This window comes from Nonlabens sp. YIK11 (assembly GCF_001413925.1).
Classification (GTDB): domain Bacteria; phylum Bacteroidota; class Bacteroidia; order Flavobacteriales; family Flavobacteriaceae; genus Nonlabens.
On record NZ_LBMJ01000001.1, the window covers coordinates 1447130 to 1473024 of the forward strand.

The following is a 25895-nucleotide window of genomic DNA, read 5'->3' on the forward strand; positions in this document are numbered from 1 at the left end:
TTCCTGTCTGCCGACAGGCAGGCGCGGAAGCGAAACTATCCTTAAAACATCAATTCCCTCAAACGATCTACATAACCGCGGCTCACGCGCACGATGTCGCCGTTGTTCATTTTGAGACTGTAGCCTTTGCCGTATTTTTCAGCGGTCTGTATTTGCTTGAGATGGGTAATGGCAGACCTGTGAACCCTAATAAAATGTTTTGGATTGAGGCGTTCTTCAAGGGCTGTGATACCACTGTTGCTTATAAAAACCTGGTCTAGAGTGTGGATTTTGGAATAATCACCATAAGCCTCAATCCATTGAATGTCCTTGAGTTTAAGGGTAACTAGTTTTCGGTTTTTGTTGACCAGGATCTGTTCTGGATAGTCTGGTAGATCTTTGAGAAGACTTTCTGCCAGTGAATTGATGTTGTTTACCTCGCTGTTGATCTGGAGTCTAGCCACAGCCTTGTTGAAGCGTTCCATGGTGTAAGGCTTGAGCAAATAATCCACGGCATGGACCTCAAAAGCGTCCAGTGCATATTCATCATAGGCCGTCGAGAAAATGATTTGTGGGATTTCATCCAGTCGCTTCAGCACCTCAAAACCGGTGAGACCAGGCATTTGAATGTCCATAAAAACTAAATCTGGCTGAAACTCTTTAATCAACTTCACAGCATCGACTCCATTATTAGCTTCGCCCATGATGATCAAATCCGGATGTTTCTCTAAATATTCCTTGATCAAATCGCGACCTGCACGTTCATCATCTACAATAATCACTTTTTTCATATCGTGAATTCAATTTTCAAACCACGTGGATCATTGTGGAGAATCTCTAAAGTAGAATTGTACATTTTTTGAAGTCGCAGTCTTGTATTGGTGAGTCCTATTCCTTTTTCCATCAGCGCATTGGGATCTTCAACGCCTACACCTGTATCAGAGATGACGAATTTCAATTTGTCGTTTTCTCGATGAATTTGGATGGAGATCTCGCCACCTTCTATCAAAGAACTCAAACCATGCTTCACGCTATTTTCAACCAGCGGCTGTAATAACATAGGTGGCACAGGCTCATTCATTAATTCAAAGGGAACATTAATATCGATCTTGAGTCGATCTTCAAAACGTTCTTTTTCAAGATTCAGATATTTAGTCACAAAATCCAGCTCTTCATGTAGCGGTACTTTTTCTTGCTTAGTAGCTTTAAGCTGATATCTAAAAATATCAGATAATTGCGCAATCATACGACGTGTACGCTCATTTTCTGCTGGTAATGACGCGTTGATCGTATTAAAAACATTGTATAAAAAATGCGGGTTGAGCTGTGCTTTGATGGCGGAAAGTTCGCTTTTTAAGGCGGCTTGTCGCAATTCACCTTCAACTAAAAGTTTGCGTTTGTTTTCCCTGAAGTATCGATAGGCAAAAAAGCAACCGAATTGTATCCAAAGAAATAAGGAAGGTATGTACCAATCCCAAACCTGCGAGGTGCCTTCCAGGTGCCAGATGTCTTGGGTATCTAATATGTAATATCTCAAATCACGTAAAAGCCAGACAAATAAAGGAACCATTAGGGCAACCACAGCAATCTGTAGATAATTGGAATATTTTTTAAATAGAAATATTCCCAGAAACCAAATGACCACAGAGCCTATAAAATAGAAAACGTACTGCATACCAGCACGCTCCCAGAAATCTGGAAACTCCAGATACTGATCATAAAAACTGTAATTATCTCTTGTGCCCAGATAACCCAAAACGATATGATAAAGAAAGGAAAAGAAAAAATAAAAAAGAATCACACCCAGGATTTCCCGGATGGTGATTCTTGAAAACGGGCTATTCAAACTAGTGGACATGATTAGTATTTATAATGGGTGTCAAACGTGTACCAAAACTCACCATTGCTGGGATTGAAACTCAATTTAAGCAAACCTTCTGGAGATTGTACTAAATATCTATTGGTTACTGCCACCTCGTTACCGTTTAACCAGGCTCGCGGCTTCCCATCGCTAAATTTGAAAATCAGACTGTTTGAAAATACCGCAAGTAGATCATAAGGCGCGCCTTTCTTGGATTGAGTGATTTCTTTAGTTTCTAGAGTAGGTTTTTTGTCATAATTCGCATTTTGATGCTCATGAGAGACTTTCTTGCTGTAATATTCCTTTACCTCATTTCTATAATTATTAGGCAAGATGAAAACCTCAAGACGGCCGCCGTTAGCTTTGATGACCTCTGGCTCATTGCTCCAGTAATTTTCAATGTATAAGGTGTAGTCACCGGTAACGTCAATGGCATCATCCTTTTCAAGCAACCTTTTATTGCCCGCAGGATCTTCTAGAGTAAATACAGAACTCTCTGGATAATTATAGGTCACCTCATCATTTTTCTTGACAACGGCATAGTGATCCTGGGCAAACACGCTAGTGGCCACAAAACTTGCTAGAATAAGAATAAGAATTTTCATATCGATGGTGTTTAAAATTGAGATGCTAAAGTAGAAACAGCTTTCTCCTATTAAAAGAGAAACCCGACGAGTCGCCCTATAGAGAGATGAATTGCCGCAAGGCCATTGAACAGCTCATGGTGCGCTCCGTCTGCTTTTCATTGTGATGCCTGCACTCACATTTCATATTTGCGACATCAAACATCTAATTATGAAAACCTATTTATTCTACGCTCTAGTATTTTTCAGTATCTCGGCTTTCAGTCAGACGGCCAGACTTGAGGGAACGGTTAAGGATCCATCTGGAGAACCTGTAGCATTTGCGACCATTGTTTTAAGGACTGCTGTGGATTCCGCTTTCGCGAAAGCGGGAACCTCCAACGACTCTGGACAATTTCAACTTTTGAACCTACCGAAGGACAACTATTTCATAGAAATCTCCTTTATGGGATTTGCCAGCTGGCGTCAAAATATAGAACTGGTTACCGATACCAATCTAGGTACCATAGAACTGCAACCCGCAGCTCAATCGCTTGATGCGGTAACGGTAAGTACCACTAAACCCATAGTCCAAGTACTAGCAGAAAAAACCGTATTTAATGTGGAAAACACGATAAATGCTGTAGGAACCAATGGCATGGAATTATTGCGCAAGGCACCTGGAGTGGTCATGGACAACAATAACAATATCATCCTAGAAGGTAAAACAGGTGTACAGATCTGGATTGATGGTCGCCCATCGCGGCTTTCTGGAACTGATCTCGAGGCATTCTTACAGTCTCTACAAGCTGCAGATGTTGAATCCATAGAGCTCATTACACAACCATCTTCAAAATATGATGCCGCTGGAACAGCTGGGATCATAAATATCAAGCTCAAGAAGAATAAAGGTTTAGGAACAAATGGCTCGATAAGCACCACAGCGACTGCAGGTGATTATGTGCGCAACAGTAATTCTGTCAACTTCAATAATCGTGGTCTAAATGGGAATTTATATGGGAATTACAGCAATAGTTTTGGACGCACTACCGGCTTTCTTTATTTGGACCGAACTCAAAACGGAACAAATTTTAATGCGCGCACTAATACCATTGATGATCGCAGTATACACAATATAAGATTGGGATACGATTATTTCTTGAATGACAAGAATACCATAGGCGTCATTGCTTCAGTGAATTTTACAAGTCGAAACAACAATAATGATTCACGTACACCTATAAGAGAAATAGGATCCAACGTCATTGATAGCGTTCTTGTGGCAAATAATGTCTATAGAGGTGACATACAGAACTACACCACTAATCTCAATTATCGATTCAAGGACACTCTAGGGCATGAACTTAACATGGATCTAGATTATGGTAATTACATAAATGATAGCCGTCAATACCAGCCTAACTTTTATTTCAATGGAGCAGAAACGACCGTAATTAGCCAAAACATCACCCAGCAAATTACTCCTATTCAAATCGATATTCTTGCATTAAGAATGGATTACGATTACAATCTTTTCAATGGCAAAGCGGCCATGGGAATCAAGGGTTCCTATGTAAATACTAATAATGACTTTCAATTCTTTAATCGTCGGGATCAGGATTTTGAACTCAATAGAGAGCAAAGCAATAAGTTTGAGTACACAGAGCGTATTTATGCAGCATACTTTAACTATAACAAAACAATTGAAAAGTGGAATTACCAGTTAGGCGTACGTATGGAACATACCGACTCTGATGGTAATTTGACCAGCGACCAGATCAATGATCGTAGCCGTGTGAAGCGATCTTATACCAACTTTTTTTGGAGTGGTGGATTGACTTATACTGCCAGTCGTGATCATCAATGGGCGATCAACTACAGCCAGCGCATCCAACGGCCCAATTATTCGTCACTCAATCCCTTTGAGTATAAGATTGATGAATTGAGCTCACGGCGCGGCAACCCTTTTTTACAACCCCAGTATACAGATAACATCAAGTTGAGCCACACCTACAAATACCGCTTTACCACTGCCTTGAGTTATGCCTATGTTTCGGATTTCTTCACACAGGTCACCGAAACGGATGGAGATAATCGAAACTTTATCAACGAACGCAACATTGCAGATCAAGAGGTATGGAACTTGTCCTTATCCTATCCATTTGAAATTAAAAAATGGTGGAACGTCTACTTGAGTATCAATGCCTCTTCAAACTCCTATACTTCTACCAATCCTGATTTTGTATCAACCAGTCAGGAGACATTGGGCTTGTACATGCAAAACACGATCAACCTACCATCGCAGTATCGGCTAGAGGTAGGCGGTTGGTATAGCTCACCATCGGTTTGGGGTGGCACATATGAAACTAAGGCTTTGGGTTCTTTGAACCTTGCCCTTCAAAAGAAGTTTATAAATGACAAACTCAATGTGAGGCTATCATTCAATGATGTGCTGTTCACGAGCTTTTGGAAAGGGACGACCAGATTTGGACAGCTTGTCATTGATGGATCTGGAGGTAGTGATTCTCGTAATGTCGCATTGGGATTGACCTATAATTTTGGAAGTTCTGATGTCAAAAAAGCGCGCAGTCGTGACACAGGTCTTGAAGATGAAAAAGATCGTGTGAATTAATAGCGGCAATGGGTTTCAGTTCGTTTTCCTGCCTGTCCGGCAGGCAGACGCGAAAGCGAAACTATCATCCATAAAAAAATCCAGCAACCTTAGGCTGCTGGATCTTAGGGTGCTAACTATATTTTTTAGTTTGTCTCTTCAACGTTTTGGTGTTTCTTACTCAAGGTCATGGCCAGATTACCTAACAATACACCGTAGATGACCTTAGAACAAACGTCTGCAATGGTGTAAGTGATTTGGCGTCCCACAACACCAGACTCATTGTATAGGAAACCATCAAGACCGCCCAAGTAAGGCATCAAATAGGCACCTGGATATAGGAACCAAGAAATGAGGAATAAAACCCAGATATTGCTCAAGATTTTTTGGGCTTTTTGTGGTAATCCAGACTTTCCTTCTTTGATTACTTTATGCATCAACCATAAGATGTGGAAGAAAAATGCGGTAGAGATTGCACCCCAAATAAAGAAAAGAGGCAGATCAGAAACTTCATAGAATTGACCTATGTATCCCGTAATGATCATCATGGCTCCAGAGAACCAGAATTGATTACGAACAGAACTTAATTTGGATTTGGTCAGAGTCACAACAAAAAGGATCTGGAACAATAGCATTGGTACATCGATTAACCAGTTAAGGTATCTGTAACCATTGTTGAATAAGTCGCCTTCTGGATCGAGGAAATACTTGCCTCGTTCTATGTCAAAAGTAAAGCTGCTGGTCCAGTTACCTGCCTGTGCATACAACAACAAAAAAGCGGAGACCATCACCACGGCAGAAAGAATATTGGACATTCTAAATTTCTTGTCTACGTTTTTGATGGTTAAAATGAAGTAGAGTAGGCCAGCGAGCATCACGGCATAGCCTAAAGTCAGAACGTGAGAAGTCATTTGGTAGGCCATTTCAGAAAAGCCTTCTGTAGCACCTATGTAATTCTCAAAATTAGCGTCTCCTAATTGTTGCATGTGTTAAGTTTTTTAAGTTGAATCATAAAATTAATAGGTAAGAGGTTATGATGTTGCCATCTTTTAAATTCTTTAAAGTTTATTTATAGATATTACGCAATATTTTAACATCTCTACATTGCTTGATGAAATAACCTTGATAACTAGGCTTATGTCTATATCCTAAAAAAAGATCTCATTTTTTAATAAATCAATACTACCTTGGGTTACAGCTTTTAATCATAAAATAAATACGATCAGCCTTGTGGCTCTACTTTAGCGCGGTGTTTCAAAACTCTTGTTTAAAAGTGAAGGGGTCCTTTGACTATTTTCCTAAGTGAAAAATCCAATGACCTATTATTCTTAATAAAAGAAATTCCCTATTTTAAAAAACATATTCTTGAAGGATATTACATATGTACAGTATTGCTTACATAAGCCGCGCCAACGAGACGCTTACCGATTATGAGATCCACGAGATGTTGCTCTCTTCTGAAAGAAGGAACAATCTTTTTGGTATCAAAGGCATATTGCTTTTTAAGGATGGCAATTTTCTTCAGGTATTGGAAGGTGATCAAAACCAGATCCAGGAACTTTACGATAAAATATGCGAGGACTCCAGACATTCAAACATCTACGAGATATTTAATACTGAATTAAGGTCACCTATTTTCAATGAATACAATTCTAAGTTTAACCTGATTACCTCAAGCTTTGAACTGGCATCATTAAAAATGTTTTTGAAACGACAAAAACGATATGGTGCCTTTAATACATCGGCTGAAGAACTGGAGCCTTTTCTAGGTATGAATTGGTTGACCTAGAAAGGTCTTCCTTACGGATCAACTGCTGCTTAAATTGTTGGTATTACAAGGTAAATCCTGAAGGAATCACGGCACCTTTTTTAAGCACAACGATTCCAGATTTAATCACGTACATTTCAGTTTCTTGATCTTCCAGATGCGGACCACCATTGATTCTTACATCGTCGCCTATGCGGCAATTTTTATCTACAATGGCATTCTTAATGAAGCATCGTTCACCTATTCCCAGTAATATTTCAATCTTATTACGCTCTATTTCTTCTAGGGATTCGTAATAATCAGAACCCATCATGTAGGTATTGATGACGGTGGTTTCCTTACCTATGCGTGATCGAATTCCTATGACAGATCGCTCGATTTTTGAGGCTGCGATAATACAACCATCACCTATAACCGTGCGGTCCATCGCGGTGCCAGAGATTTTTGAAGTAGGTAGCATCCTAGGTCTTGTATAGATAGGAAAGTTCTTATCAAACAGGTTGAATGCAGGAATGTTGTCAGTGAGCTCAAGGTTGGCCTCAAAGAAGGAATCTACATTACCTATGTCTGTCCAGTAGCCTTCAAATTGGTAACTCTGTATTTTGAGCTTATCAATATTTTGCGGAATGATCTCTTTACCAAAATCTACTGTTCCTTCTTCTTCCATTAATTTGATGAGTAGATCCCTGTTGAAAATGTAGATTCCCATGCTCGCTAGATAATGACGACCTTCCTTTTGCATGTCTTCACTTACCTCGCTGGACCAGTCCTTAAGTAGTTCTGTTTTGGGTTTTTCTATAAATGAAGTGATCTGATTTTCTTCATTGGATTTTAGTATTCCAAAACTAGGCGCATCTTTTGCGTTTACTGGGATCGTGGCAAGAGTGATATCTGCCTTACTGTCTTTATGCGCTTGGATCATTTCGCTATAGTCCATCTGGTACAATTGATCACCAGATAGGATGAGGAAATAATCAAAATCGTGACGTGTAAAATGGTGCATGCTTTGTCTCACGGCATCTGCTGTTCCCTGAAACCAGTCAGAGTTTCCTGGAGTCTGTTCTGCGGCGAGTACATCCACAAAGGCACTGCTAAAGAAGCTGAAGTGAAAGGTGTTCTTGATGTGTCTATTAAGTGACGCACTGTTGAACTGCGTCAGCACGTACATTCTTTTGATGTCGCTGTTGATACAATTGGAGATAGGAATATCCACAAGTCGGTATTTTCCAGCAATAGGAACCGCTGGTTTTGATCTGGATTCAGTTAATGGATATAATCTTGTTCCCTGGCCGCCGCCCAAAATGATGGAAATTACCTCGTTATTGATCATGTGTCTAAGCTATAAGTGATGAATATAAGTCTGCTGTTTGTTGTGCAATGGCTTTCCAGTCAAAGTGTTCTTCCACACGTTGTCGCCCGGCACTGGCCATTTGTTTTTGCAATTCTGGATCTGCGACCACTTTGTTGATGCCTGCTGCCAAGTCTTGAGCGAACCGATCGGGATCCACAGGTTCAAATGGTGCTTCTTGCTGTTGCTTTACAGGAATGAGTAGCCCTGTTTTTTCATGAATGACCACTTCTTTAATGCCGCCTACCGCACTGGCCACGACTGGTGTATGACATGCCATGGCTTCTATATTGATAATACCAAAAGGTTCATAAATAGAAGGACAGCAAAATACGGTTGCATGAGAGTAAAACTGAATGATGGACGGTTTGTCCAGCATCTCGTCAATCCAGATCACATTATCGCGATCCTTTTTAACGGCGGCGACGGCTTGCTCCATTTCTGCAGCGATTTCCTTAGTGTCTGGTGCGCCTGCACACAGGACTACTTGAGTATCTGGATCAATATATTGTATCGCATTGACCAGATGGATGATTCCTTTTTGTTTAGTGATGCGTCCCACAAAAAGTACGAATGGCTTGTTGGGATCGATACCATATTTGTCTAAAGCACTGGTACTGCTGGTTTTTTGATATTGTTGTAGATCGATACCGTTGTAGATGACTTCAATTTTGTGCTCGTCTACATCAAAAAACCGTAGTACGTCATCTTTGGTTTCTTTGGAGACAGCGATCACGGCATCTGCCATTTCAATGGCCGTCTTTTCAATCCAGGACGAGGCATCATAGCCACGACCCAATTGGTCTCTTTTCCAGGGTCTCAATGGTTCTAAGGAATGCGTGGTGACCACGAGTGGCGTGCCGTAGCATAATTTGGCCATGATCCCAGCAAAATGGCTGTACCAGGTATGGCAATGCGTCACATCTGCATCTACTGGTTTGATGTTCATGTGCACACCGGTAGAGAGCGTTTGTAGCAGTCCTTTTAATTGTGAGTCCGCTTTCGCGAAAGCGATATCCTCATAATCATAACCTTCTACACTAAGATTCTTTTGATCAACGTCCTGGTCGCCAAAACACCTTACTTCCACCTGCATGAGTTGGGCAAGTTCTCGAGCAAGATATTCTACATGGACGCCAGCACCGCCATAAACATGCGGCGGAAACTCTCGAGTCAAAAAGAGTACTTTCATAGGGTTTTCATTCTTCCTGTTAAATATAGGATTATTTCTTAAAGGTTCCACAGGATTTGAGGCGAGCCATTAATTATTTGGCAATGAGCCATGTGGTACCTAGGGTTCCAGGCTTTGGAATGGCTTCAGACGGTGGATTGAATATTTGATTTTCAGGGTGGATTCAAGAGGTTCATTATTGTCATGGTAATCAAGGATTTGGTTTTTATCCATAGTTAATGAAAGGCTAATTGCGAATTCATTCACATTAAGCCTTCACTCACACCGCTATTTTTAAATCTTACAATCAAAACAACTCTTATGAACAATATTGAAAACCTTTTTGACTACACGGTAGGTCAATTTGAATTTATTGACCACCTATTTACCATGGGCGTAGGTGTGCACCTTGCCGCTTTAGTCTTTTTTCTTGTGGTGTCGCAATTTGTGGCTCCCAAGTATAGAATAGCAACTGCCTTATCCTGTATCGTTATGGTATCGGCTGGATTGATTCTTAACAGTCAGGCTGCCATGTGGACAGATTCCTTTGCTTATGTAGATGGAACCTACCAATTACAAGATTTGACCTTTTCTAACGGTTATCGTTATGTAAATTGGATGGCCACCATTCCATGTCTTCTTGTCCAATTACTTATTGTCTTAAACCTTAAAGGAAAAGAACTTTTCTCTACAGCTACGTATTTGATTCTTGCCGCTTGGGGTATGATCATTACTGGTTATGTAGGACAACTGTATGAAGTAAGTGATCTAAGTGCTTTGATGTACTGGGGTGCTGCGAGTACCGTATTCTTTGTTATCATGAACTTTATCGTTGGTAAAAAGATTGGTGCCCAAAAAGCAAGCATGCTAGGTGGTACGAACTCTACCATCATGAAGGTGTTCTGGTTAATGATGTTTGCATGGACCTTGTATCCTATCGCATATCTAGTACCTTACTTTATGAATAGTGCTGATGGTGTTGTATTGAGACAAGTCTTATTTACCGTAGCAGATATTTCCAGTAAGGTAATTTATGGTCTAATGATCACTTACATTGCGGTGAACCAATCTGCAGCAGCTGGTTACGTACCTGCTCAACAAGCACTAGGTCGCATAGGTGTAGATCACAAAGCTGCCTAGTTTGCTTTCTACCTTTAGAAAGATCTATAATAGTATAGCGCTATTGCCTACCGGCATAGCGCTATTTTTTGCTCTAATGGCAATAGGTCAAATCAGTTTTCCATTTAACGACGACTACCTACCAGATTTTTTAGATGGTATCGTGATTCTTGAAAAGGGAGATCTGCAATTCATTTTTGCTTTTATCATAGGCGGTATTTTCACGCTTACGATCTTTAGTTACACCATGGTGATGAACGTACTCAATCGCAGTATTAGTAATTACTCACCGCGATTGATACCGCTGATTCTATCAGAAAGGCATCATCAATTGATCCTAGGTTTCACTAGTGGAACCATTATCTATTCCATGATCATGTCCATTGCTGCTAGTGGAGATAACGTTCAGGAATTCCCACCACTAGGAGCTTTTGTAGGCGTCATGATGAGCATTTTATGCGTTTTCCTGTTTATTTACTTTATTCATAGTGTATCGCAATCTATACATGTCAACTACATATTGCGTAAAAGCTATGATCGCTCCCTGCGCAATCAAAGGGATTTACAGGACTTGGAACACATAGGCTGTCATAAAGACACACCGCAAGATCTGGAATCATGGGAAGGCGTCCAGGCCAAGGATTGTGGCTATGTACAATTGCCAGATATTAAAGATCTAGCCGACTTTGCCAAGGACAATCACGCTCATATCTACATTACTCGATTGCCTGGAACCTTTATTTATGACGGTGAGGTGTTGATCAGAACCTCCAAAGCCTTTGAAGCCAAAAACCACAATTTTAGTCGTCAAGTCTCTGTAGATTCCAGAGTCCCATTGGAACTTAATGAGACGGAGATCAAACACCTGGTAGAAGTTGCCATAAAAGGTAGTTCACCAGCCATCAATGATCCTGGAACCTCCTTGGGTGCCATTGATTACATCACCCAATTGCTCATTAAAAGAGGGCAACTCCAAGGATATAATTGCTACAGTACAGACAATGAACACTTTGTTTATATCCCATTTCTGGCTAATGAAGATCTGGCTGCTTATTGTTTTGAAGAGATGTGGAATTACATGAAGCAAGACCCCATACTGGTTAAATCCATTAAAATGGCAATTTCTACCTTGAATGAGGCTGGCGTTTCTATACATCATGGTATATTGAAGTAAAATTCATCCGCTTGACTTATTCCAAAGTTTATTGGTACATCGCAGGAATTTCCCTGTTGCTGTTATTACTCCTATTCACGACCACACAGCAAACCGTCACACCAGTGGCCCAAGGAGCGGCTTTTATCGCCATGGCTACCTTAGGAATCTTTCATGGCGCTAATGATTTGTTGATTTATAGACGCTCTACCCAACAGAATGTATCTGCCCTATTGTTCATTTTGCTCTATGTTTTGTTTGCCTGTGTGATAGGTGTGGTCGTTTATCTGGAACCTGTGCTGGGCATCAACTTGTTTGTATTATTATCTGCATTTCATTTTGGAGAAGAGCACTTCTCCTGGTGGAAGGAGCAAAAAAATGTTGCCTTTATCTTGTGGTGCTTCTTTTATGGTTTATCTGTTTTTTCACTATTGTTTTTGACGCATTTATCTACGTTAGAGCAATTCTTGGAAGCCAGTGATTATGCGCCTGGCGTATTGACCTGGAGTACTTTTTTTATGATTCCCATCGTAGTGGTTCAAGTGGTGTTGGGATTGGCACATCTATTTTTAGGAAAGGCCAGCTTGTTGCAGTTCTTATTTTTGGAACTCAGTTTAGTGCTGTTGTATTTTATTTTTGAGCAGTTGGATTTGTTCAGTTCCTTTGCTTTTTACTTTGTTTTGTGGCATAGCATACCATCGATATTTTCCCAAATCAAGGTTTTGGGACTTTCTGGTTGGAAAGGGTTTATAGCCTATAGCAAACACGCGATGCCTTTTTACCTAACCAGTATTTTTGGGCTGTTTATCCTTTATTATTTTATGGGAATCGCCCTGCTATCCTTGACCACCATTGTGTTGCTAGGAGCCATGACCACCATACCGCATGTGATCCTGTTTGCTTATTTAAAAGTGACCGTCCAGCCAAAGAATTAGAAAATTAACTGCTCGGCTATTCCATTCCCATGAGCACAAAGGGTTCTAGTATACGCTTCAAGGTATCGCTTGAAGGATGAAGGCGGTTTTCATTTATGTATTGATCAATTCTAGAGAGGTCATCGTTTGACTTTACGATGTTGAATTTAGAGTTATATCTTAAAAAGATTGGATGCGCGGTTGGGCCATTAAAAAGTTCTATGATCTCACTATGTCTATGATCTTTCTTGATTTTAAGATAGAGATCCTTGAGATATCGCTCATTGCCCTCAATTACTTGAAAAAAGCGTCCTATTGCATGCAAAAGAATTCCTGAAACATTACACTCATTATTCTGTTCTGCAGAGTAGGCAAACAAGTTTTTAATATCATCCTTAGTCAGATCTTCTGACGACTTGCTCAAATAGCAAATGGAGTAGTACATTTTCATTCCTGACGGTAGCGCTGGTTCTTCTTTAAAATTAGGAATTCTGTGAAAAGCCTACTCAACAAGCAACCTGCTGATAATCAAAATTGTAAATTTCCTTAGTCTAACAGGAAGGTTGTTAAGGAATTCTAAATGTTCATTTATTGCCCTTATACAACAATCAATCCTTAAACAAAATGAGGTTTTTTCATTGCTCTATGATTTTTCAGATGGGGTTTAATCCCTAAAACCTACCAGTATGTGCTTCTTTTGTCGTTTATCAAAGTAGGCATAAATGAAGCTGTCGTCGTACCTGAAAACGGTCTCAATCATTGGATTTTTATCTTCTACATAGGTGTTGATCTTGTCAAAAACATTCTCTCTTACCTCGCCATCCAGATGGTTCATTTGTTGGTCAAACATACTTATGAAGTAGGTCGATTTTGTATTGGTATAAGCATTATAGGCATGCCAAGTAGGGCTTAGGCTAATAAACGTCAGTCCAATACCGCTGTTGCCACCACCTATGGGAATCGTCGCACCACCACCAAAACCAAAACCCACCATGGGCGCAGCGCTTACCTCTTTAGAGCCACCTATGGTCAACTCATAATCACCATTCATTTTGTAAACCGAAATACCAGGTGTGGCTGATGTCATTTTCCTGAGCAGCTTGCTGGTCTTTTCCAGTTCGCGATAGTCATCATAAGTACCACCTTCCTGGATGATGGATGAGTTTGCGATGGTCAATTCATCATCGCGCGCAATGTCCAAGCGTTTAATCTGACTTCTTGTTTCATAATCTGTTACCGTGGTGATCAACCTATCCCTGGAAACTATATTCTGGAAGAGTTTACCATCGTACAGGTACGAGTTGGACTTAACGGTCGCACGATCAAATTCGGCAGCTGGTTGTGGAAAGGTTGTTGTCTTGATGGTTTTATCCGCTAGGGAAATTTCAATCACATAAGTATTTTCATCTGCCTTATCTAAGGTGATGTAAAGGCGGTCGCCAATAGTGTACAGCTTGTTGAGTACAGATACGGATTCAATGGAATTCGGACTTTCCGTATCCATCCATTGCAAGTCGCCCTCAGTTCTCTTGAAAGCGTTGCCCGTTACAAAGAAATCAAAGAGTTCTCCAGCTTTGCCGTTTGAGGTAAGATCAAAGGACATGGAAGATTGCGGATACTCCTCAACCGTGTAGCTGGCACCATCAAACTCAAATAACTTGAGTGTGGAATTCCTATTGATGGCCAGTATATAAAACCGATTCTGATGAGTAAAATGTTCCAATTGAATATCCTCATCAAACTTAAAATCAAATTCATCTACTGTAATTTGTCCTTGTCCTTCTTGGATAGCATTCAAACTGAACTTATTCCCGCGGGAATTGCTATAATACAATTGGATGGTACCATCTTCCTGTACCGCATAGCCTGCCACCTCACCATATCTTGATCGAGGTGCGTCATAATCCGTACTGGAGAGCAGTCTGAAATCTGCGCTATATTTTAAACGGTGGATCTTTTTGTTGTTGAACGCAAAGAGATTGATCATGGAATCGTTGTCGATCACCGTGACGACCTCACTATTCAATCGGGAAGGTTTAAAATAACTTTCGGCCAGTAATTCCTGGGCCTGGATGAGGCCGCTTGAAAGGATGAAAACTAAGAGGAAACAGTATCGTATGGCGATCATGGGTAAGTATTAAAGCCTACAAATAACGGTAAAAACGGAAACGACTCCCAATTTGGACCCAGGATTCCACAGGTGCCCGCGATGTACGGATCGAATTCCCATCGTTGATGGACGCAGGAAGGATGGAGGTCCTTCGCTTTCCTGCCTATGCGGCAGGCAGGCGCGAAAGCGGAACAACTACCACTTGCATCCGGATCCTGATTATTTTTGATGGAGGTGGATGGATGGACTTTTGCTCGTGCCATTTTGTACCGCATTCCCATACACTATCCCCTAAGTATATCCCTAGTATCCCCTAAGTATCCTCGGTCCAGATCCAACAGATCTAAGACTCCCATACGTCCGGAATTTATCGAAAATTACGAGGATTACGATTAGCCTGTAGTATTCTGATATGTGTTATACGTATGGTTATGAGTTGGTTATAGTGAATAATGTCATTTTTTGTCAGGATTGTCAATAGATGGTTTTTAAGCTGATTTAGGTCATGATTGTCAAATGCCGTAGATCCTGTCACTGGGCAGATGGGATGGAAATATGTTTGTGTCTTAATCGTTTAATTTTTTCAATTATGGCAAAACAAAAAAGCCTTTTGAAAGTAGAGGGCACCCTGGATGGGATGACCTTTTACAAGACCGGAGACGGATACCTGGTTCGCACCAAAGGCGGTGTGAGTAAGTCCCGTATTGACAATGACCCAGCATTTGCCCGTACGCGGGAGAATGGTAGGGAATTTGGCCACACAGCGCAAAGTGGCAAGGTTTTGCGCAATGCCATACGTCCCATGCTGCTGCAGGCCAAGGACAAGCGCGTGAGCTCCCGCATGGTCAAGATCATGAGTCAAATCAAGAATCAGGACCAAACCAATATGCGTGGTTACCGAAATGTTGCCACTGGTATTGCTACACCCGAGGGTAAGCTTGCCTTGCAAGGTTTTGATTTTAATAATCAAGCGGTTTTGGGAAGTATCCTGTATGCGCCTTATGAACTAGATTCGGTCACGGGTACTTTGCAAATCAACGGGTTGGTGCCCAATAGAGATATTGTGCCGCCTAATGGATCGACACACGTGAGTATGTCGTTGGGCGTTGCCAGTATTAATTTTGAAACTGGTGAAAGTCAGTTGCGACAAAGTACAGAGACGGTTTTTGCAGTAGGCGATACCGTGAGTAGTGACGTGACTTTAGTCCCCAGTTCATTACCCGCTGAGCTGGGCGTGACGGTTTATTTGTTACTGCTTAGTTTTAGCCAGCAGGTGAACGGTGTGCATTATGCGCTGAATAATGGCAGTTATAATGTTTTGAATTTGATTGCGGTGGGATAAGATGAAATCCCGGATGAAGAAAAGCTCTTTAGGTTACTTGAGGGCTTTTTTTTTGTCTAAATCTAAATCTAAACTTAAACTGAAATCTAAAACCAAATTCAAGTGCAAGTTCAAGTTTAAGTCTAAGTTGAAGAAGGTAAAAGAAAAATAAAAGTAAAAGTAAAAGGAAAAGTAAAAGGAAGATGAGACGGAGTATAAGCTTTCGTTTCTGTCTAAGTCTGTTTTAAATCTAAATCTAAACTTAAATTTAAAACCAAATTGAAGTTCGAGTTTGAATTCAAGTTCTGGAAGTAATTAAATTAGAAGGATTATTGAAATGAAATTGATGGATAGCGAGCCGCTGAGTAATCATAAGCCACTCTAGAAATCCGCCACTTCCTGCGGTGAGGTCTTATGGAATTTCGACTTGTATTCTGGCTGTGGTGGTTTTGACGAGGTGTTGGGGAAGGAGAAAAAGAAAAATAAAAATAAAAGTAAGATGAGAAGGGATGTTTGAGTCCCAATTAAACCTAAACTTAAGTTCAAGTTCAAGTTCAAGTTCAAGTTCAAGTTCAAGTTCGAGTTCGAGTTCGAGTTCGAGAATGTTTTACAGGTTGAAGATGGATTGGTGGAATTCCTGGGTGGGAACGTCGTAGTACTCGCAGAATTGGGTGATGGTGAGTTGCTGGTGTTTCTTTTTGCCCAGGGCGTCCTTGGCGAGTTTGATGCGCCGGTAGGCGGTCTCTTTGGAAACGCCAAAAATAGTCATCACATCCTGTACCTGGATGATGAGTCTTTTGCTATGTAGCGACGTTTTCAAGGTTCTGATCTATTGTTATTCCTAGGCTAAGGCCGTTTTAGTCCATTCCAGCACCAACTTATTAAAAGTCTGTGGTAATTAAAAGGACAACTTTTGTTGCTACTGATTGTTAAAGGTAAAAGCCCTTTTTTTACCGTGCGGTAACATTTTATTTTATCTACATGATGGCGATTTTTGCTCATCTTTCCTTTACGATTTTGAACTTATGGAATGCAACCTACGACAAGGCATGAATTTTAAAAAGTACACCTCACTTTGTACATCGATGAGGTGTGCAAGATGCATTAAATCAGTTTATTAAGATTTAAATGTTCTGTTTTAGTCTGAGGCTGCTATTTGTTTTAAGAAGCCTTCTGGAGGTTTGTCAAACAATCGGTAACCAATTCTAGATCGTAGCCGTAATAGTTGCAGAATTCTGCTATGGTTAGTTTTTGGTATGGCTTTTTGTCAAGAGCAGCTTTGGCCAGGCGAATGCGTTCATAGGCGGTTGAGGCACTGCAGCCTTCCAGGGCTTGTACTTCTTCGGCTCGTATGACGATTCTGGGTATCATGAATTGTTTATTACACTAAGTGTTTATAAGTAGGACTTATGTTAATAATGCTTGTCAACTTTCCAAAAGTACTGTCATTAAATGATTTGTACCCATTTTCATCTATACCAGTATTCAACAATGAGAAGATCATTTTTGTGGATAAGGTGTTTATAAACCTGAGTTCTTGCCATTTTCTATAACTATTTACAACTATTTTGTAACTATTTGAGGATCAAAATATGACAAAGCAGAGCTCAAATTGTTGATATATTTTATAAAGGAGTCGGTTGAGATAACTTAACTGATTACCAGCCTACGTTGGATCTTATGTTTTACGAACGATCTGGGCCGACATCCGTGCTCTTTCTATCAAACTTGTTATATTTAGAAACCCCAAAAGAATGATGTTTTCCTGATACAGGATTAAATCTGGTTTTTGGGGTTTTATTTTGCTTTTCTGCTTGGACGGCAGGCAGGCATGTAATTGACCTATAACTTATAGTTAAACACTTAAATGTCAGAAGAAGAAAAACAACAAATACTCAAACAAACGCTCTGGAACATAGCCAACGATTTGCGTGGTAATATGGATGCAGATGATTTTAGGGATTATATCCTTGGGTTCATTTTTTACAAGTATTTGAGCCGTAAAATGGAACTGTATGCAAATGTTATCCTCGAGCCCGACGGCTTGAGTTATGATACCGTAGAGACTCACGAGAACGCAGCCGAATACCTGGAAGCCATACGTTATGAAGCGCTTGATAAACTGGGCTACTTTTTAAAACCTAGTGAGCTGTTTAGCGAGTTGGCAAAGCGTGGCAACTCTGGCGGCAAAAACAAGTTTATACTGGGCGACCTGGCAAATGTGCTTACCAGCATTGAGCAAAGCACCATGGGCAGCGAGAGTGAAGACGATTTTGGCAATCTGTTTGAAGATTTGGACTTGACCAGCAGCAAGCTAGGAAAGACTGAAGATGCTAAGAACGAGCTTATCGTTAAGGTACTCACGCACCTGGACGGTATCGATTTTGATTTAGAGAACTCTGACAGTGATGTGCTGGGTGATGCCTATGAATATTTGATAGGGCAATTTGCCAGCGGTGCCGGTAAAAAAGCGGGTGAGTTCTATACGCCACAACAAGTGTCTAAAATTCTTGCGCAGTTAGTCACCACAAATAAAATCAAACTCAAAAGCGTCTATGACCCTACCTGTGGTTCTGGGTCCTTACTATTGCGTGTGGCCAAAGAAGTTAAAGAAGTAGGCGAGTTCTATGGTCAGGAAAGCAACCCGACCACCTACAACTTATGCCGTATGAATATGATCATGCACGACGTGCATTACAAGCGTTTTGATATTTATAACGAGGACACGCTGGTAAATCCCAGCCCTAAGCATATAGACAAACGATTTGAAGCCATTGTGGCAAACCCACCATTCTCGGCAAACTGGAGCGCGAGCCCACTTTTTATGAGCGATGACCGCTTTGCTGATTATGGGAAACTGGCGCCCAAATCCAAAGCCGATTTTGCCTTTGTACAACACATGGTGCACCAGCTGGCAGACGATGGGACCATGGCCTGCGTCTTACCGCATGGTGTGCTTTTTCGCGGTGCGGCCGAAGGTCATATTAGGAAATTCCTTATCAAGGATAAAAATTACCTAGATGCCGTGATAGGATTGCCTGCAAACATATTCTATGGTACCAGCATCCCAACCAGTATTTTGGTATTAAAGAAAAAACGGGAACACGCTGGCGATATCCTTTTTATAGACGCCAGCGCCCATTTTGAAAAAGTAAAAACCCAAAACGTACTCCAAAAGGAACACATTAACCTTATCATAGACACCTACCGCAACAGGGTTTCTAAAGATAAATACAGCTATGTCGCTACTTTGGAAGAGGTCAAAGAAAACGATTACAACCTGAACATCCCACGCTATGTGGACACCTTTGAAGAAGAAGAACCCATAGATATTACTGCTGTCGCGACAGCAATAAAACAACTGGATCTTGACATGCACGAGACCGATAAGACCATAGCCGACTTTTGCAAGCAGCTAAATATTGAAACTCCTTTTTAATGGGTGCGCAAAAGAAAAACATAATGGTGCCTCAATTAAGGTTTAAAGAGTTTGATGGGGAATGGGAAAGGAAGAAGTTTGGAAACATTTCTGTCAAAGTAGGAAGTGGTAGTACACCAAAAGGAGGCTCTGAGGTATATCAAGATTCTGGAATACCATTTATTAGAAGTCAAAATGTGATTGATGGAAAATTAATTTTGGATGGAATTTGTATTTCAGAAGACATAAATTCTAAAATGAAAGGTAGTATTGTGAAATCTGAAGACATCTTGTTAAACATTACTGGAGGTTCGATAGGCAGGAGTTGTATTGTGCCAAATGATTTTGAAATAGGGAATGTTAATCAACATGTCTGTATAATCAGATTGAATAAAAACAATAGTCCAAAGTTTATCCAATCTTTTATATCCTCTTATAAAGGTCAAAAACTTATTCTTCAAAGACAAACAGGAAGTGGACGAGAAGGCTTGAACTTTCAAAGTATTAGATTGTTTAATGTATTTATACCATCACACCCAGAACAACAAAAAATAGCCAGTTTCCTAACCGCAGTAGATAAAAAGCTACAGCAACTCACCACCAAAAAAGAACAACTAGAACACTATAAAAAAGGCGTGATGCAACAGCTTTTCAGCCAGCAATTGCGTTTTAAAGATGATGATGGAAATGATTTTCCAGATTGGGAAAAGAAGAGGTTTTCTAAATACATAAAACTTTACAGAGGAAGTTCACCAAGACCTATTATAAAATATACCACAACGGAAAGCGATGGCGTTAATTGGATTAAAATAGGCGATACTAAAAACTCAAACAATTACAGAATATCCGACGTGGCTGAAAAAATCACTAAAAAAGGTTCTTTAAAGTCAAGGTTTGTTAGAAAAGGCGAGATTATCCTAGCAAACTCTATGAGTTTTGGAAAATCATACTTGTTAGAAATTGAAGGTTGTATTTACGATGGTTGGTTTGTTCTTCGAGAATACGAAGACTTTTTAAATAGGGAATACCTGTTACATTTATTGAATTCTGAATTTTTACAGAAGCAATATTTGAGATTGTCAACTGGCGGTGTAGTTCAAAATATAAGTAGCGACATAGTTTACAGCACGATTATCATTTGTCCAACCCAAAAAGAACAACAAAAAATAGCGACTTACTTGAGCGCGCTAGACGCAAAAATAGAAACCGTTGCTGGTCAGCTACTAAAAACGCAGGAGTTTAAAAAGGGATTGTTGCAGCGGTTGTTTGTGTAACGATATTAGAAAACTAAATGAACACCTTAGAATTAATAGAACATGTATAAAATTAATACGCTAACGAACGACATTGAGAAGCTAGAAGAGCGTTTGTTTAAAGATCTAGGTTTTAGAGAGCGTGATCATTTACAAGAATGGATCGCTAAAAATCCAGAGGTCTTAGGTGAAGATTTGCTCATCATTCAAAAAGAATTTAGTGGCTTTAATGATACAAACGAGCGACTTGATTTATTGGCACTAGATAAAGAAGGTAATCTAGTTATTATTGAAAACAAGCTTGATGATTCAGGTAGGAATGTTGCTTGGCAGGCCATCAAATATGCATCCTATTGCTCAACTCTCACAACCAAACAAATACTAAACTTATTTCAACAATACCTATTACAGAGTCATTCTGAAGAAAGTGCAGATGATTTAGTGATGGACTTTCTGGCTATCGAGGATGAAGAATTGTATCTCAATTCTGGAGATCAACGAATTATTTTTATTGCTAACCACTTTAGAAAAGAAGTCACTTCTACAGTTTTGTGGTTGATAACACATGAAATAAAAGTTCAGTGTTTTAGAGCAACACCGTTTACGGAAGGTGAAAATATATTCCTGCAAGTAGAACAAATAATTCCTTTGCCAGAAACAGAGGAGTTCATGATTGATGCCCAAGAAAAGAAACGAGAAGATCTAGAAAAAGGGCAGGGTCTGAGTGATACCCGAAAAACGCAATTAGACTTCTGGAAAATATTTAAAACAAGATTGTTACAGTTTGATGAGATACAAAAGCTACAAACTCCTAGACCGCAATATTGGTTTGATATTGCTTTAGGAAAATCTGGTATTCATTTGTCCAATACATTCAACACTGATCGAAACGAAATAGGAGTAAGGGTTTATATTGGTAGTAAGAACGCAGAAGAATGGTTGCCTTACTTTGAAAGTAAAAAAAGTCATATTGAAAATTTCATAGGTGAAGAACTTTCGTGGAACCCAAACCCAGAGAATAGAGATAAAGTCATTACGCTTTTAAAGCAGTTTGATTTAAATGACAAGGAAAACTGGGATGAAGCCATTGATTGGCTTGCAACTACTACAATAAAATTCCGCTCCATTTTTATGGAGCTAATCAAAACAAAGTAGCACCACAAGCCAGCCTATTCAAATGGAAAAAGTAAAAGACTTGAAAAAACTGCTTAAAGAAACTAGAAAGATTATAGAGCATCAAGAGGAGCTGTCTATAGCTAAAGGTGATCACTTTAATTTATTTGCGGTCCTAAATATAGAAACTAGGGAAAACAGAACGCATTCTGCGTTTTTGACAGAACTACTTAATCCAAAAGGATCTCATCGTATGGGTGACGTGTTTCTTAAACATTTTCTGACCACCATAAATCATTCTCAACCTTTCTATACAAACAATGCCAAAGTAAGAGCAGAGCAAGCTGTCGGCACGATAAATTTGTGTAGGAATAAAATAGGGAAAGCTACCAGTAATGCCAAAGGTGGTAGGATAGATATTTATTTGAAGGATAAGGATTATAATATCATCAGTATAGAGAACAAAATTCATGCAGATGATCAAGAGGCTCAAATACAGCGTTACTGCAACCATAGGACTGATCAAAATACAGTTTACTATTTGACTTTAAAGGGCGACGAGCCTTCAGAATTTAGTAAGTTAGAGTTAAAGTCTGGCGAGCATTTTTACAATATCAGTTACAGAGATGAGATTCAACATTGGTTAGAATTATGTTTAAGGGAAGTCGCCAATTTCACTGCGCTCAGAGAGGCGATCAATCAATATATTTTACTTATCAAAAAACTAACACACACCCTAGATAACAAAGCAGAGATGGAGCTATTTGACACTATGATCGACTATTTTGAAGAATCCAAATATGTAGCTGATAATTACCAAAAGTTAGTGAACACTATACGAGAAAACTTCAGGAAGGAAATCATTAAGCGATTAAAAATTAGTCTGGATATTAGCAAATATGATGTAATCAGTGAACATCCTATTGATCAAACCTATTCTAAAATATGGGTTCATTACATTGATAAGAAACACGTTCCATTTAGCTTTTGTGTAGAACCTTTTAGCGGTAGAGGTAATACAAATGGAGCCATGTTTGTAGGACTTTATGGCCATAAAGGTGCAATCTGTTCGTCACTTCCTAATCCAAACAAGTTGAATGATGTTTGGAAACACATCCAAACTTTGATGACAAAAAGCGGCAATAACCTCCATCTAAATTCATCAGATTTACTGAAAAAACTCTACCACTCTGAATCCGATCATTATGAAAATCTAGTTTCAACTACCTGCCAACAGATTATCCAATTTATTCAGGAAACAGAGCCTTATCTTTTCCAAGATTTCGGTAAATAAAAGCGATGAGCAAACAATCAGAACTTGAGTTAGAGAACAAGCTCATTGCGCAGCTGGTAAAGCAGGGATACGAGAATATCCTCATCGCAGATGGTGATGTGCTACTTGCTAACCTGAAAAACCAATTAGAACGCTTTAATCAAACGTCCTTTTCTGATAGAGAATTTGAAATTATCCTTAATCATTTAGAAAAAGGCAATGTCTTTGAAAAGGCCAAAACCTTGCGAGATCGTTTGCACATAACCCGCGAGAATGGCGATAGTTTTTATGTGCGCTTCTTTGATAAAGAAGACTGGAATACCAATCTCTTTCAGGTAACCAATCAAATTACTCAGGAAGGCACTTATAAAAACCGTTATGACGTCACGCTACTCATAAACGGTTTGCCGTTGGTTCAAATAGAATTGAAAAGGCGTGGTCTTGAAATCAAGGAAGCCTTCAATCAGATCAATCGCTATCAGCGGCATTCATTCTGGTCCAATCGTGGCCTGTTCCAGTACGTGCAATTATTTGTGATTAGTAATGGGGTCAATACTAAATATCTCGCCAATAATAAGTTGCAATCCGTCAAGCAAACCTTCTTTTGGGCAGATGTGGATAACAAAAATATTACTGATTTGTTCGCTTTCGCGAAAGCGTTTTTATCGACCAGCCACCTGGCGAAAATGATCGCTCAGTACGTAGTACACAATGAGACGCACAAGATTCTTATGGTATTACGACCTTATCAGTACTACGCCACAGAAAAGCTGGTCCATCAAGTAGCGACGAGCAATGACAACGGTTATATATGGCACACGACCGGTAGTGGTAAAACCTTAACCTCTTTCAAAGCCAGCCAGATCATTATGGACTTGCCTAATGTCCATAAAGTAGTATTTGTAGTGGACAGGAAAGATCTAGATTACCAGACCATGCTGGAGTTCAACAGCTTTAAAAAGGATAGCGTTGATGTCACAGACAATACACAATCCTTAGTACGACAACTTACAGACGATTCAAAGCTGGTATTGACAACCATTCAAAAACTGAATAATGCTATTTCCAAAGTGCACTATGAGAAGAGCCTCAAACACCTTCAGGATAAAAAAGTAGTGTTCATATTTGACGAATGTCACAGGAGTCAATTTGGCGATACCCATAAAAAAATTACCGAGTATTTTACCAGTAGTCAGTTATTTGGTTTTACAGGAACTCCCATATTTAAGGATAATGCTGCCAAGAATGACCTGGGCAAGCGTACTACTAAAGATTTATTTGGTCAATGCTTGCATAAATACGTGATTACAGATGCTATCAAAGACCAGAATGTATTGCGCTTTGGGATTGAGTATGTTGGTAAATACAAACGCAAGAGCAAAACTTTTATAGATATAGAAGTAGAAGATATCGATAAGGCAGAAGTCTTTAAAGATCCTAAACGTCTAGAAAAAATAGCAGATTACATCATCGCTTATCACAACCAGAAAACTTTTAGTAAAGAGTATTCGGCATTGTTTGCCGTAAGCAATATTGAAACACTCATTACGTATTACGATATTTTCAAACGCAAGAAGGATGAGGGCGAGCATGATATGCGTATTGCCACCATATTTTCCTACGGCACTAATGAAGATGACGAAGATGCACAAGATTACCTGCCAGACGATGATCAACTGGCCATGGCTGCGGAGCCTACTGCGTCTTACAAAACAAGTCATACCAGAGAAAAATTAGATAGCTATATCTCTGATTATAACGCCATGTTCCATACGAGCTTTTCCACTAAAGATGGACAGCAGTTTGAGAACTACTTCAAGGATATAAGTAAACGATTGAAGGAACGTGAGAAAACAACTTTTCAAGATAAAGATCGATTAGACCTTGTGATCGTCGTCAACATGATGCTTACCGGTTTTGATGCTAAGCGCGTGAATACCCTGTATGTAGATAAGAACTTGAAATACCACGGCCTCATACAAGCCTATTCCAGAACGAATAGAATTCTGGGAGAGCAGAAGTCGCAAGGGAACATCCTATGCTTTAGAAACCTGAAGAAAGCCACAGATGAGGCCGTTACCCTATTCTCTAATAAAGATGCGATAGAAGAAATCATTCTACCGCCTTATGAATCTATAGCAGAGAAATTTGATGAAGCCTTAAAAAATTTATTGGAGATCGTTCCAACCTACCAAAGTGTTGATGATCTGATGAGTGAAGAGGATGAGCTTGCATTCGTAATGGCTTTTAGACGTTTATTGAGAGCCAAAAATGTTCTAGAATCTTACACAGATTTTGATTGGGACGATCTGGGTATCGATGAGCAGACTTTTGAAGATTATAAGGGAAAATACCTTGACCTCAACGATAAAGTCAAGAACGATCGACAAGTCCACAAAGCATCCATTCTGGACGATATCGATTTTGAGTTGGAGTTGATCCATCGGGATAAGATAAATGTCGCCTATATATTACAATTACTAGCACAACTGAAGGAGTCAAAATCTGCTGACGCCACTGCTCAGAAAAAAGCCATCATTGATATGCTAACTGGTGATGTAGAGCTGAGAAGCAAACGCGAATTGATAGAAAAGTTTATAGAAGAAAACCTGCCCTACATTAACGATGTCGACGCTATACAGGATGAGTTTGAACGTTTCTGGCACGAAGAGCGCATCATGGCGCTTTCTAAAATTTGTGAAGAAGAAAATCTGGATAAGAAACAATTTAGAGCACTTATCGATAGCTACACAAATTACGGAAGAGAACCCCTGCGGGATGATATATTCAAATGCCTGGACAACAGACCTAGCATTTTAAAAGCCCGTGAAATAGGCGAACGAATATTGGATAAAATGAAAGAGTTTGTTGAGGTTTTTGTGCAGGGAATGACGGGATAGGTTCGGCCTGGAGCAATATG

The 25895-nt window shown here is 39.8% G+C and carries 21 protein-coding genes; 11 read left to right on the forward strand and 10 right to left on the reverse strand.

Features of this window, described 5'->3' with window-relative positions; translation table 11 throughout:
• Nucleotides 1-41: 41 nt before the first annotated feature.
• From AAU57_RS06530 to AAU57_RS06540, 3 genes are read right to left on the reverse strand one after another with little or no spacing between them, the layout of a single operon-like run.
• Nucleotides 42-770 carry a LytR/AlgR family response regulator transcription factor gene (locus AAU57_RS06530; protein WP_055412145.1) on the reverse strand — a complete coding sequence of 243 codons (729 nt, stop codon included), beginning with the start codon at nucleotides 768-770 and terminating at the stop codon, nucleotides 42-44.
• Nucleotides 767-1837, reverse strand: coding sequence for a sensor histidine kinase (locus AAU57_RS06535; protein ID WP_055412146.1), 1071 nt, complete (start codon nucleotides 1835-1837; stop codon nucleotides 767-769). Before AAU57_RS06535 ends, AAU57_RS06530 begins: the two co-directional genes overlap by 4 nt.
• A gap of 2 nt (nucleotides 1838-1839) precedes the next feature.
• Nucleotides 1840-2445, reverse strand: a complete 606-nt coding sequence (locus AAU57_RS06540; RefSeq protein ID WP_055412147.1) for a hypothetical protein — start codon at nucleotides 2443-2445, stop codon at nucleotides 1840-1842.
• A 190-nt stretch (nucleotides 2446-2635) separates the two neighbouring features.
• On the opposite strand from AAU57_RS06540, the gene AAU57_RS06545 reads away from it, so the two are divergent.
• A complete protein-coding gene (locus AAU57_RS06545) occupies nucleotides 2636-5035 on the forward strand; it encodes a TonB-dependent receptor (RefSeq protein ID WP_055412148.1) in 2400 nt (799 codons plus the stop codon).
• A gap of 125 nt (nucleotides 5036-5160) precedes the next feature.
• Here AAU57_RS06545 and AAU57_RS06550 read toward each other — a convergent pair whose 3' ends face one another.
• Entirely contained in the window at nucleotides 5161-6000 is an 840-nt protein-coding gene (locus tag AAU57_RS06550) for a bacteriorhodopsin (RefSeq protein WP_055412149.1), read from the reverse strand.
• 395 nt (nucleotides 6001-6395) lie between these two features.
• Here AAU57_RS06550 and AAU57_RS06555 point away from each other — a divergent pair, with 395 nt between their 5' ends.
• On the forward strand, nucleotides 6396-6803 hold the full coding sequence (locus AAU57_RS06555; RefSeq protein ID WP_055412150.1) for a BLUF domain-containing protein: 408 nt from the start codon (nucleotides 6396-6398) through the stop codon (nucleotides 6801-6803).
• A 43-nt stretch (nucleotides 6804-6846) separates the two neighbouring features.
• On the opposite strand, the gene AAU57_RS06560 is transcribed toward AAU57_RS06555, so the two are convergent.
• Both AAU57_RS06560 and glgA read right to left on the reverse strand, forming a co-directional pair.
• Nucleotides 6847-8112, reverse strand: coding sequence for a glucose-1-phosphate adenylyltransferase (locus tag AAU57_RS06560; protein ID WP_055412151.1), 1266 nt, complete (start codon nucleotides 8110-8112; stop codon nucleotides 6847-6849).
• A 4-nt stretch (nucleotides 8113-8116) separates the two neighbouring features.
• A complete protein-coding gene (gene glgA / locus AAU57_RS06565; protein ID WP_055412152.1) occupies nucleotides 8117-9322 on the reverse strand; it encodes a glycogen synthase in 1206 nt (401 codons plus the stop codon).
• Nucleotides 9323-9622: 300 nt separating this feature from the next.
• Between glgA and AAU57_RS06570 the strand changes: the two genes are divergently transcribed.
• The 3 genes from AAU57_RS06570 to AAU57_RS06580 are packed head-to-tail and all read left to right on the forward strand — an operon-like array spanning nucleotide 9623 to nucleotide 12508.
• Nucleotides 9623-10441 (forward strand): bacteriorhodopsin, encoded by an 819-nt coding sequence (locus tag AAU57_RS06570; RefSeq protein ID WP_055412153.1) that lies wholly within the window; start codon nucleotides 9623-9625, stop codon nucleotides 10439-10441.
• A gap of 1 nt (nucleotide 10442) precedes the next feature.
• Complete coding sequence (locus AAU57_RS06575) at nucleotides 10443-11594, forward strand: DUF2254 domain-containing protein (RefSeq protein WP_156340019.1); 1152 nt, start codon at nucleotides 10443-10445, stop codon at nucleotides 11592-11594.
• A gap of 11 nt (nucleotides 11595-11605) precedes the next feature.
• Nucleotides 11606-12508 (forward strand): Brp/Blh family beta-carotene 15,15'-dioxygenase, encoded by a 903-nt coding sequence (locus AAU57_RS06580; RefSeq protein ID WP_055412155.1) that lies wholly within the window; start codon nucleotides 11606-11608, stop codon nucleotides 12506-12508.
• Nucleotides 12509-12524: 16 nt separating this feature from the next.
• Here the strand turns inward: AAU57_RS06580 and AAU57_RS06585 are convergent, their stop codons facing one another.
• Nucleotides 12525-12938: a BLUF domain-containing protein gene (locus AAU57_RS06585; RefSeq protein WP_082438563.1), complete on the reverse strand. Its 414-nt coding sequence runs from the start codon at nucleotides 12936-12938 to the stop codon at nucleotides 12525-12527.
• Between the two features lie 213 nt (nucleotides 12939-13151).
• Complete coding sequence (locus AAU57_RS06590) at nucleotides 13152-14615, reverse strand: hypothetical protein (protein WP_055412157.1); 1464 nt, start codon at nucleotides 14613-14615, stop codon at nucleotides 13152-13154.
• 571 nt (nucleotides 14616-15186) lie between these two features.
• Between AAU57_RS06590 and AAU57_RS06595 the strand changes: the two genes are divergently transcribed.
• Entirely contained in the window at nucleotides 15187-15939 is a 753-nt protein-coding gene (locus AAU57_RS06595) for a hypothetical protein (protein ID WP_055412158.1), read from the forward strand.
• A 586-nt stretch (nucleotides 15940-16525) separates the two neighbouring features.
• On the opposite strand, the gene AAU57_RS14990 is transcribed toward AAU57_RS06595, so the two are convergent.
• Complete coding sequence (locus AAU57_RS14990) at nucleotides 16526-16738, reverse strand: hypothetical protein (protein WP_156340020.1); 213 nt, start codon at nucleotides 16736-16738, stop codon at nucleotides 16526-16528.
• A 341-nt stretch (nucleotides 16739-17079) separates the two neighbouring features.
• Nucleotides 17080-17289, reverse strand: coding sequence for a hypothetical protein (locus AAU57_RS06605; protein ID WP_055412160.1), 210 nt, complete (start codon nucleotides 17287-17289; stop codon nucleotides 17080-17082).
• 496 nt (nucleotides 17290-17785) lie between these two features.
• Here AAU57_RS06605 and AAU57_RS06610 point away from each other — a divergent pair, with 496 nt between their 5' ends.
• Genes AAU57_RS06610 through AAU57_RS06630 form a run of 5 tightly spaced genes read left to right on the forward strand, consistent with a single transcriptional unit; the run spans nucleotide 17786 to nucleotide 25875 of the window.
• Complete coding sequence (locus tag AAU57_RS06610) at nucleotides 17786-19357, forward strand: type I restriction-modification system subunit M (RefSeq protein ID WP_055412161.1); 1572 nt, start codon at nucleotides 17786-17788, stop codon at nucleotides 19355-19357.
• Nucleotides 19357-20610: a restriction endonuclease subunit S gene (locus tag AAU57_RS06615; RefSeq protein ID WP_055412162.1), complete on the forward strand. Its 1254-nt coding sequence runs from the start codon at nucleotides 19357-19359 to the stop codon at nucleotides 20608-20610. The genes AAU57_RS06610 and AAU57_RS06615 overlap by 1 nt, the downstream gene beginning before the upstream one ends.
• Nucleotides 20611-20652: 42 nt before the next feature.
• Nucleotides 20653-21744, forward strand: coding sequence for a DUF4268 domain-containing protein (locus AAU57_RS06620; RefSeq protein WP_055412163.1), 1092 nt, complete (start codon nucleotides 20653-20655; stop codon nucleotides 21742-21744).
• 22 nt (nucleotides 21745-21766) lie between these two features.
• On the forward strand, nucleotides 21767-22996 hold the full coding sequence (locus tag AAU57_RS06625) for a PD-(D/E)XK nuclease family protein (protein ID WP_055412164.1): 1230 nt from the start codon (nucleotides 21767-21769) through the stop codon (nucleotides 22994-22996).
• 5 nt (nucleotides 22997-23001) lie between these two features.
• On the forward strand, nucleotides 23002-25875 hold the full coding sequence (locus AAU57_RS06630; protein WP_055412165.1) for a type I restriction endonuclease subunit R: 2874 nt from the start codon (nucleotides 23002-23004) through the stop codon (nucleotides 25873-25875).
• The last annotated feature ends 20 nt before the right edge of the window (nucleotides 25876-25895 follow it).

Coding starts and splice junctions, on each gene's coding strand:
- AAU57_RS06560 (WP_055412151.1), bottom strand. CDS start 8,112: ATGATCAATAACGAGGTAATTTCCATCATTTTGGGCGGCGGCCAGGGA.
- AAU57_RS06550 (WP_055412149.1), bottom strand. CDS start 6,000: ATGCAACAATTAGGAGACGCTAATTTTGAGAATTACATAGGTGCTACA.
- AAU57_RS06540 (WP_055412147.1), bottom strand. CDS start 2,445: ATGAAAATTCTTATTCTTATTCTAGCAAGTTTTGTGGCCACTAGCGTG.
- AAU57_RS06590 (WP_055412157.1), bottom strand. CDS start 14,615: ATGATCGCCATACGATACTGTTTCCTCTTAGTTTTCATCCTTTCAAGC.
- AAU57_RS06625 (WP_055412164.1), top strand. CDS start 21,767: ATGGAAAAAGTAAAAGACTTGAAAAAACTGCTTAAAGAAACTAGAAAG.
- AAU57_RS06530 (WP_055412145.1), bottom strand. CDS start 770: ATGAAAAAAGTGATTATTGTAGATGATGAACGTGCAGGTCGCGATTTG.
- AAU57_RS06570 (WP_055412153.1), top strand. CDS start 9,623: ATGAACAATATTGAAAACCTTTTTGACTACACGGTAGGTCAATTTGAA.
- AAU57_RS06535 (WP_055412146.1), bottom strand. CDS start 1,837: ATGTCCACTAGTTTGAATAGCCCGTTTTCAAGAATCACCATCCGGGAA.
- AAU57_RS06615 (WP_055412162.1), top strand. CDS start 19,357: ATGGGTGCGCAAAAGAAAAACATAATGGTGCCTCAATTAAGGTTTAAA.
- glgA (WP_055412152.1), bottom strand. CDS start 9,322: ATGAAAGTACTCTTTTTGACTCGAGAGTTTCCGCCGCATGTTTATGGC.
- AAU57_RS06555 (WP_055412150.1), top strand. CDS start 6,396: ATGTACAGTATTGCTTACATAAGCCGCGCCAACGAGACGCTTACCGAT.
- AAU57_RS06610 (WP_055412161.1), top strand. CDS start 17,786: ATGTCAGAAGAAGAAAAACAACAAATACTCAAACAAACGCTCTGGAAC.
- AAU57_RS06585 (WP_082438563.1), bottom strand. CDS start 12,938: ATGAAAATGTACTACTCCATTTGCTATTTGAGCAAGTCGTCAGAAGAT.
- AAU57_RS06545 (WP_055412148.1), top strand. CDS start 2,636: ATGAAAACCTATTTATTCTACGCTCTAGTATTTTTCAGTATCTCGGCT.
- AAU57_RS06605 (WP_055412160.1), bottom strand. CDS start 17,289: ATGATACCCAGAATCGTCATACGAGCCGAAGAAGTACAAGCCCTGGAA.
- AAU57_RS06620 (WP_055412163.1), top strand. CDS start 20,653: ATGTATAAAATTAATACGCTAACGAACGACATTGAGAAGCTAGAAGAG.
- AAU57_RS06595 (WP_055412158.1), top strand. CDS start 15,187: ATGGCAAAACAAAAAAGCCTTTTGAAAGTAGAGGGCACCCTGGATGGG.
- AAU57_RS06630 (WP_055412165.1), top strand. CDS start 23,002: ATGAGCAAACAATCAGAACTTGAGTTAGAGAACAAGCTCATTGCGCAG.